At 63.3% G+C, this 8,902-nt stretch carries 5 protein-coding genes; all 5 read right to left on the bottom strand.

Features of this window, described 5'->3' with window-relative positions; all coding sequences use genetic code 11:
* A partial coding sequence (locus tag FHW79_RS29190; RefSeq protein WP_183182171.1) for a linear amide C-N hydrolase occupies positions 1 to 461 on the bottom strand: 461 nt, incomplete at its 3' end.
* Between the two features lie 542 nt (positions 462 to 1,003).
* Entirely contained in the window at positions 1,004 to 1,612 is a 609-nt protein-coding gene (locus FHW79_RS33010) for an acyltransferase (protein ID WP_183182170.1), read from the bottom strand.
* 116 nt (positions 1,613 to 1,728) lie between these two features.
* Positions 1,729 to 3,834, bottom strand: coding sequence for a class I SAM-dependent methyltransferase (locus FHW79_RS29180; protein WP_183182169.1), 2,106 nt, complete (start codon positions 3,832 to 3,834; stop codon positions 1,729 to 1,731).
* A 60-nt stretch (positions 3,835 to 3,894) separates the two neighbouring features.
* A complete protein-coding gene (locus FHW79_RS29175; protein ID WP_183182168.1) occupies positions 3,895 to 5,859 on the bottom strand; it encodes a glycosyltransferase in 1,965 nt (654 codons plus the stop codon).
* The gene (locus tag FHW79_RS33595) at positions 5,856 to 8,855 is read right to left on the bottom strand and encodes a glycosyltransferase (RefSeq protein ID WP_183182167.1); all 3,000 of its coding nucleotides are present in this window, start codon (positions 8,853 to 8,855) and stop codon (positions 5,856 to 5,858) included. Before FHW79_RS33595 ends, FHW79_RS29175 begins: the two co-directional genes overlap by 4 nt.
* Between the last annotated feature and the right edge of the window lie 47 nt (positions 8,856 to 8,902).

The following is an 8,902-nucleotide window of genomic DNA, read 5'->3' as shown; positions in this document are numbered from 1 at the left end:
GGAACGATCTGAACGTTCTTCAATCCTTCAACCGCCTCTTTGACGGAAGCGAAGTTGTCGAGCACGTATTGGGCCCATAGCAGATTCGACAGTCCGGGCCGACCGTCACGCGGCTCGTATCTGGTGTCGCCAAGATAGAGCAGGTTCGCCACGAGTCCCTTTTCGTTCATGCCGTCGCTCGTCGCGCTTCCAAACGAGGTGATTGCCACGCTTTCCAGTTTCGATGCCCAGTTGAAAGACTTGCCGTCCCCGGTATTAGAAACCCTCTCCAATCCGCGCGGATAGACGACCATCTTCGCAGCATCCGAGCGGTATAGATCCATGGTCCGAGCGACGACATTGGCTTTACCATTCGTATTTGACAGGATGCGGGAGCAGGCCGACGCACCATCGGCTACTGTTGCTACAAAGAAAGCAGCGATAAGACCAGACGCCGCAAATCTGGCCACTTTGTTTGCCATAATAAAGTCCTCACCCTGTGAATCCAAGGCCAATATGGGTTTCCTTCATCTTTCGCGCAAGCTTGACCGTCGCGGCGGTATTCTCGTATTGGGCTCTGCAGAACCGGTGTGCACTGATGGAGGACTTGAAGCCGCGCATCCGTCTTCAGTACGCTTGGCGGAACAGGGGCCAAGACATCTTCATAGGAGACCTCGTGCGGACTGTTGATCAGGGTGTGTGTGCCTTGACAACAGCAGTTACGTCAGACCCTTACCCCATCAGCGACTACTTTCGAAACAGGCACTTAGAGAGACATACGGGCGGCACTTTCAGACCTCCGCTCTCATTGTAGTTGGTTCTGTAACGGGTGACGTACGGACGCGCTGACGCTGGCCTCAAACAGGCCAGACACAACAATTGAATGGGGCACCGGTTGACTTCCAAACTGCCTTTGTATTGTTCCTTCCTATTCTAAGGCAGAATAACTTCGCTGAGCATGACGCTAATCAGTCTTACAACCGGACCGATCTCGAAGTGCATTTTGTTCAACGTGGGAGATTGTTCAGCCGACAGGAAGCAGTCCATGGTCCCACGTCACGCCAGTCCGAACGACGCGGGCCGGTACTCCGACTGCAACACACTGCTCTGGGATTTCACTGGACACCACAGATCGAGCGCCGATTACCGAGTCTCGACCGACAGACGATCCTTTTAGAATCCACGCATCAAGGCCGAGCCACACATGGTCTGCTATTGCGATGTCCGCTGGCCCATTGATGCGATGCCCAGTGGAGACATCGATCACGGAATGCATGTCACTTGCAGTGATAAGCACGCCGGAAGCAAAAAGACAATTATTCCCAATGGTTATGGATTGCCCTTCGTGAGACATGATGCGTGTATGATAAGTAAATGTTGCATTGTCTCCAATCTGTAATTTGAGCCCATTAAGTCCAAAAATCTCAAGAGCAGAAAGGCTCCCGTTTTTCCCGATCTTCAAGGTACAATCAGAGCCAAATGTCAGGCCAAAACCACGAAGTATACATCCTTCACCAATTTCAACAAAATTGTTGTCCCCATTCAGAGTAATTGTCCAAAGACCATTCAGCCTGACAGAGTCAGGAATGACGACCCGATTTCCCTTACCGTTGTCAATGACCGCGATACTCATCAAGTCCCCCTTCTTATTTTTTGATAAATTCCGCTTTATAGACCGCCAAACGTCGAGAAGAGATGATTAGATGAGCGCAGAACTGTTAAATCGCTCGTATTCCAGAAGAAGTCTTTTCATGAAGACTCAGCCCACCCCAATTCCCCGATATAGTCTGGGGAGAAGGCGGCCACCTTAAAGTTCTGGCGGGTGATCGTCTCGGGAACGGCGCCATTCGGCACAGCAATCCAAAAGCCAAGTTCCTTTGGAGATTCCGGAATTCCAAGGGATTGATGGACATCATTGCGCACCACGTTGACCGGCGCGCTCGCCATAGGCTTTCCTTGATGGAGAAGAACGACGTATTTCGGCGCCCGTTTTAAAAGCGGATCGAAAGCCCAGCCGGACACGATCCGATGTCCCGCCTCGCCATTGCGGACGGAGTCGATGTACCCGCGCACACGCAGATTAGGAAGGTCGCCGGCCAAGTCGGCAGCGACCCGTGCCGACAAATCCTGAAGTTGCTGGTTGACCTGATGTTCGGCACGGACCAACGTCGACAGGCTGTCCAGCGACGCCTGCACCTCAACCCGTGCGGAGATGATCTGGGTCAGAAGCAACGTGCGTATGGCATCACCGTCCTGCCCCATCAGCCGTTGCAACGCGACTTCCCGTTCGATGAGACCGTCAACGATGTTCGGTCCGCAGTCGGGGAGAAGCGTTGTCAGCACCGACCGGGTGACGTCGATGATCCTCGATCCCGCGACGTCGCCCCAATAGGTCAGGGAGCCGATCGAACTCAACGCCCAGTGAAGCCCCCGGAACATCACATGGGAAAGGGGCGGCTTGCCCGGAAGCTCCCATTCCCGGTCGAAGAAGCGCAGCCCTTCGGCGCTCTGGACGATGTTGAGGGGATTGCAGTCGATGAACTCCCCGGGAAGCACGCGATCGTCGCCGGAGACGACGGCGTTCTCCTCAAGATAGCCGATCCAGGGCCTGCACCATTCGGCGATGGCCGCCACGTCACACACCGGCCTTTTGGCAAGCTCCAGCAGGCCGCCCATGTACCAGCGCCCCGCGAAGAAGGGTTCGCTCTCCAGCTTCCAGACGATGCCCGGCGGGCCGCCGCCGTCATCCTCGCCGCCGTCCCCGTCGCCGTACAGCGGCGCGCGCCGGACACCCAGATGCCCGCCGTCGTTCCGTGAAATGATTGTTTCCTTGCTGAACGCCTTGCCGTTCCGGGCCGTGTAGTAGAAGACGAGATCCGTCCCGCTCCCGGCGGGCAGGGGCTCGGGGGCGGCGACGACCAGGAAGGAGTTGGCCAGATCGGCGGCGAGGCCGTTCTTGGCGAGGTTCGGCCAGACGAACTGTTCGGTGGCGAGCCGCTGGTAGGACCGGCTTTGCGTCGGGGCCGCGGCCCGCAGCAGGAGCGCCTGGAGATCGATCTCCGGGTGGTCGGGCGCTGTCTGGTGAAGGACGACCTGCGGCAGCTTGTAGTCCGGAAAGGGCAGAAGCAGGTCGGTGTGTCCGAGCCCGGCCCGGTCGAGCAGGTCCAGCAGTTCGCGCCGCCCGAAGGTCTTGAACTGGTTCGGCCGGTACCGGTCCTCGATGCCGTAGAACTGGACCATCTCGTGGTCTTCCGGCGCCCCGCAGAAATACTTCAGGCCGAACCGGTTCTCGATCGCGATGATCGCCCGCCCGCCCGGCGCCAGATGCGTGCGGACCTTGGCGAGGAAGGCGTCGAACGGATCCCGCTCCCCATCCTTGAAGAAGGAGGGGCTGTATTCGAGGACGCCGATCACCAGGACGGTGTCGAACGTCTCCGTTTCCGGAAGGCAGGAGAAGTTGGTGGCCCACACCTGCGTGTTGGCCAGCCCGCGGCAACGGGTGGCGCAGATGCGCGCGCGGCGCACCGCCCCCTCCACGACGATCAGCTCGTCGGCCTGTTCGGCGATGTAGGGGGACAGCGCCCCGCACCCGCCGCCGACCTCCAGAACGCGGCCCCGCAGAAGATGCCTTACCGGCCGCAGCAGGTTGAGGCGCAAGGGGCTGAAATGATACTCGGTCGGCCAGTCCTTGATGTGGCGGCTCAGGCCGGGCGATCCGGGGCCGAGGTCGGGCTCGGATTCAACGATCGCCAGGATGGCGTTTTCCGTCGCATCGCCGTCGGTGTAGGCGATCTGCGCGGCCGGATCGGTGTCGATGAGCAGATTGTGGAGATCGGCTTGCCGTTCGAGTTGCATCGTCTTTCCGCCCTGCTCCTAGACCTATGATCCGTGCCGCGCACCGGGATTCCGGCCGCGTCAGGCGCTCAGCGGAACCGGTTGGATCGCCGGGCTGTGCGGCAGGCCCTTTCCGGCGGGCCGGCGGGGGCCCAGGAAGAAGCGCCGCAACCCATCCTCGACCAGAAGCCGGGAGCAGCCCGCCTCCACGGACATCGTGGTCGCCAGTTCGACATAGGGCGCCCATTGGCGGCGCCAGTCCTCGATCGAGACGTCGCCGGCGGGACCGCTGTCCTTCAGCTCGTTCCGGCTGAGGCAGGACTGGCACGCCGCGTCGTTCCGCAGACCGCAGAAGGAGCCGCTGTGATCGATCAGCGTGCGGGTCGGGCAGAAGAGGGCGTAATCGCCCAGGCGCACATGCAGCTTCACCCGCTCCTCGGCGGGCCGGCCGGCCAGCAGCCGCAGTGCCTCGGCCAGAACGCCGTTGGGGATCAGGCTGTAGACGCCCATCTCCCGGATGTCCAGGAGGCGGAACAGCGCGAGCAGGGCCTCGGCCGAGCTGGTGTGGAAGGAGGCGGCGGTTTCCTCCACAAAGACGGAGACCTGCAGGCTGTGCTCGCCGCTGGGGGTGATCCACACGCAGGCGCCGCCCTGCTCGCACAGCTCGATCTTCTCGCGCTGGGCGGCTTTGGCCGAAGGGGCGGCCAGATCGGCGACGATGGCCCGCGCCGGCGCCTTCAGCTGGGTGGAGACGAGGCGCGCGGCGATGATCGTGCGCAGCCCGAACAGCTCGTCCTTGCTGAAGTAGGAGTGCACCATCCCCTCATACTCGGGGTAGCGCGCGTTGATGGTGCGCAGGTTGCGGGCGATCAGCTCGCGCTTCTCCTCCGCCAGATACACGCCGCCGTGCTTGTGCCACACATGCATGTTGGGCAGCAGGATGTTGCGGTAGCCCAGGCGATGGGCCTTCAGGCACCAGTCGTTCTCCTCGCCGTAGCCGAAGCCGAAGGCCTCCGCGTCGTAATAGCCGATCTTCTCCAGGGCGGCCTTGTTGTGGGCCATGCAGAAGCCGACGCCCGACGGCAGGGTGAGGCCCCCGCCCTCCCAGCCGATGTCCTGGAAGGCGCGGTCGATCACGTCCACCGGCAGGTCGCGGAAACGGAGGTTGTCCTCGCCGACGATGGGGAAGCTGCAGGAGGCGCCGGCGTTGGTGAAGGGGGTCACCGTCGCGACGTCGTCGTTCTCCAGGATCGGCTGCATCAGCCGTTCGAGCCAACGCGGCGGCAGGACGAGGTCGGTGTTCAGAACGACCACGTGGCGGCCGGGCGTGGCCGCCTCGTAGGCGGCGCTGATGCCCTTGATGTAGCCCTCGTTCTTCTCGACCCGGACCAGACGCATCTGGGGCCTGTGCCGCTTCCAGACCTCGGCCAGCAGGCCGATCACCGCCGGGTCGTCGTTTCCGTTGTCGACGACCGTCAGCTCGAACGGGAAACCCGGATCGGCGAAGATGGATTCGAAGAAGGGGGCCAGGAAATGCAGGCCCTTGTAGACGGATACCAGGACGTTGACGGGCTCCGCCGCCGCGCCCGCGCCGCTGGGCGGGCGGGCGGCGCCGAAGCGGCCGACCACATCGGCAAGATCATGGCCGCCGGCGCGGCCGACGCTGAGCCCGGAGGTGATCACCGGGGCCAGCGGCGTGAGCGAGAACGCCTTGTCCGGATGGGTCGCGGTTTCGTCGTGGGTGAACAGGGCGAGCGGCAGTTCGGTCGCCGTGCCGTCCTCGAAGATCACACGCAGGTCGATCTGCGCCTGTGTTCCCACCTGGAGCCCGAGCACGTGCAGGCCCGATTTCAGGGCGGCCTCGCAACGGCCGTTGCCCTCGAAGACGTCGTTCCGCACGAACCCCCAGGTCGCGGCGCGGACGTCGCTCCCCAACGGTCCGGTCGAACAGACCTCGATGCGGGCGATCGGGCGCTCAGGGTCGAACAGCCAGCCGCGAAGGTTCAGCAGGCCGTCATAGCCGACATTCTCGATGTAGCATTTCATTGGGCTGCCCTCGCATGCGACCGCTCGCACAGATCGATGAGTGTGAGATACGCGTCCGTGTACTGGGCCGGAGACAGGCCGATGTCGATGGAGACCGGGGCGGCCAGAGTGGACCGCCAGGCGTAGGTCTCCATGAGGGCGCGCACGATGATCTCCGGCGTGGAGGGGAAGGGAATGTGCGTGCCGACGCCCAGGGCGCGCAGACGCTCGCCCACCGCCCCCAGGTCATAGCTTACCGGCGTCAACCCCGCGGCGAGGGCCTCCGACAGGGTGTAGCAGTAGGTTTCCGGCCAGACGCTGAGGAACAGGGCGAGTTGGCAGTCCAGCGCGGCCAGCCGTTCCGGAAGCTCCGCCTGCTTGTAGCCGCCGGTGAAGGTGATGTTGCCCAGCCCATCGAACTTCGACGTGTCGGGAACCGTGCCGACGACATAGAAGTGAAGATTGAGGTTGCGCCGGTCGGACCAACGAGCAAGCCGGATCAGGTGCTCGAACCCCTTGTGCGGGCCGATGCCGCCGATAACCGCGACGCCGATCCGGCTGGACGCGGCGCCCCGGCGGACGTGGACGGTGGACGGAACGGCTTCCGCATGGGTCAGGACGTGGAGATTTGCTTCCGGAACGTACCGCTTCATCCGTTCCAGGACGTCGCCGGACGGCACGAGGACCGTCCGCGCCCCCGCGAGCAGAGCGCCATGGTGCCGGCGCCACGCCGATACGGTTCCGCCCAGTTCATCGTAGCTGTCCTGAACGTTGTCATAGCAGCCGGACATCGCGACGCACCGGTTGCACGAGGAGGCCGACGGCTCGCCGCAATATTGCCCGCTGTCGTCGATCAGGGTCACGCGCGGGCAGACCCAGTAATAGTCGTGAATCGTCACATCGTAGGGGACGCCCAGCCGTTCCGCGATCTTCCACACTGCGTCCACATGATTGATGACATGGTGGATGTGGACGGAACGGATGTTCAGGTTCCGGGCGACCTCGGTCAGGCCATCCTCGGTTTCGCTGAAGGCGACGCGGCGGCCAAGCCCGGACACCGGATCGTACAGATCGGCCAGCCCGCCATGGACGGGCCTGAAGAACAGGGAGCGCACCCCCGCCTCCTCCAGCATCTCGGCCACGTCCCTGCAATGCCGCAGAATCCCCCCGTCGAGGTTGTGCATCACATGAAGGACGGTGGGACGCCCATCCCGCAACAGCAGATCAACGGCGACCGCTTCAGCCATCGACCGGCAAAGCGCATGATCCTTGGAGGAGAGGAAATCCGTCTTCCGCAGGGCCGGGACGCCGCTCGGCACGCAGACGGCGTCGCTCAGCCCGTGCAGGTTCTCGCTGTCGGACAGGGTGCCGAGCCAGAGATCGAGGAAATCGGCAAGGGAGAGTTCGTCCTCATCCTCCGCCGGGGCCGCGTCGAGAAGGGGAGCCGACCGCAACAAGGTGAATGCGGTTCGGGGCGCCTTCAGGAAGGCCAGCCTCGGCTGCGCCGCCGCGGTCACCGCCGGGCCGGCTTCCAGGTCAATCCCCAGGTTCCGGCGGATCGCCGCGGCCGCCTTCGGACCCCGGCCCTTCGGCGCAAACGCCTGGGCGTCGGACAGGGTCAGCAACGACAGGGAAGTCAAGGCCGGATGGGCTTCGAACTGCCGGCACCACACGCGAACGGCCTCGGGCGAGGGAACACTGTCGGCGGGGACGATCATCAAGCCCCGCAGGCTCTTTTCCCCACGCCCCTCGACGAACGCGGCGGGGGCCTGCATGAACAGGCGGACGAAGGCGGATTCCGCAAGGCACGGGACACCGGCCTCGTACAGCCGCTTGATGAAGTCGTTGATTTCCGTGCCCACCGTTCCCGTTCTGACAACCGCGACATCGAGCCCCGGAAGCGTGAAGGCCTTCAGGGAGGCCAGGAACGCGCCGAAGTCGATTGCATCGGCCGTTTTCTCGTCGACGAGCACCGCCATGGTGACCGGCATCCCGCGGGTCGGCGAATGGACGGTCTCCAGGACATGGAGCTGACGCTCCGGGCCGTAGATCGTCTGATCGTCGTTCCAGTAGCTCTCCCGCGGAACCCCCAATATGGCCGGGAGATTGTGCAGCGAGGAGTGGAGGATGGAGAGATCGACGCCGCCGCTCCCCGGCACCGAGGGGCACGTCCCCATGATGGCATCGATGAAGCGGGCCTTCATGCTGTCCAGGCCCCGCGCCGAGTAGAACGTCAGCGGCGCTTTGGTCAGCGGGACATCCACGCCATGCAGCTTGACCGCGATGCTCAGGACATCGCTTCCCAGATTCTCCCTTGAGATGTCCAGGTGGAAGCCGTGGCGGGTGCTGCCGTACTCGTCGAAAAGATCGGTCCTGACGCCATCGGCCAGAACCGTGAAGGTCTTCTCGTTGGCGGAGACATCAAGCTTCACCGGCCCGGACCCAGGGGTCTTGTTGATGATCCAGCCGGAAATCTTATGGAAGTCCACGGAATCGATGAATCCGCGGTAGTCCGCCTGGTAGGTCCTCGGCGAACCGTGAAGCGGGACCCCGTTGCAGCGCACCTCGATCGTGTGCGGACGGCCGTCGACGCAGATCGGGGGCAGCGGAATCGAGTAGGCGGAATTCCTGATGTGGATGCCCGTCGAGGCGAGGTCGGCGCGGGGATGGTCCGCCGTCGCGCTGCCGCTCGGCACGCCATCCACGTACAAGTCGACGCGGCACGGGTCCGTGAAGGAGCGCGGGCAGCACCAGCCCTCTGCCGCCCCATCCTTGATGTAGTCGAAGAATCCGTCGAACTGGTCCTTGCCCAGGAAATAGGGGCCTCCCGGCAACGGGGCCAGCACGCCGTCTTCCTGGACGGCGAACACCTCGACCTTGTGCGCGGCGCCGCTGAAGAACCGGCCGGGCAGCGGGATGCGGAAGCCCGTGTGGGCTTCCGGGCCGTTGCCGAGATACGGGAAGTGGCAGTTGGCGATGCTCTGGGCGATCGTCTGCCCGTCTATATGGACGACCACCCTCGCATGGTCTTCGCAGCCCTCTCCCCAGCTTGCCCAACCAGTGG

The sequence above is a fragment of the Azospirillum sp. OGB3 genome (genome assembly GCF_014192915.1).
Lineage (GTDB): Bacteria > Pseudomonadota > Alphaproteobacteria > Azospirillales > Azospirillaceae > Azospirillum.
Note: the sequence above shows the minus strand (reverse complement) of the source record. Positions and strands in the feature narration are given on the sequence as shown.

Bases quoted from the DNA above. Each gene is read 5' to 3' on its own strand.
- FHW79_RS33010 (WP_183182170.1), bottom strand. From the start codon at position 1,612: ATGAGTATCGCGGTCATTGACAACGGTAAGGGAAATCGGGTCGTCATT.
- FHW79_RS29180 (WP_183182169.1), bottom strand. From the start codon at position 3,834: ATGCAACTCGAACGGCAAGCCGATCTCCACAATCTGCTCATCGACACC.
- FHW79_RS29175 (WP_183182168.1), bottom strand. From the start codon at position 5,859: ATGAAATGCTACATCGAGAATGTCGGCTATGACGGCCTGCTGAACCTT.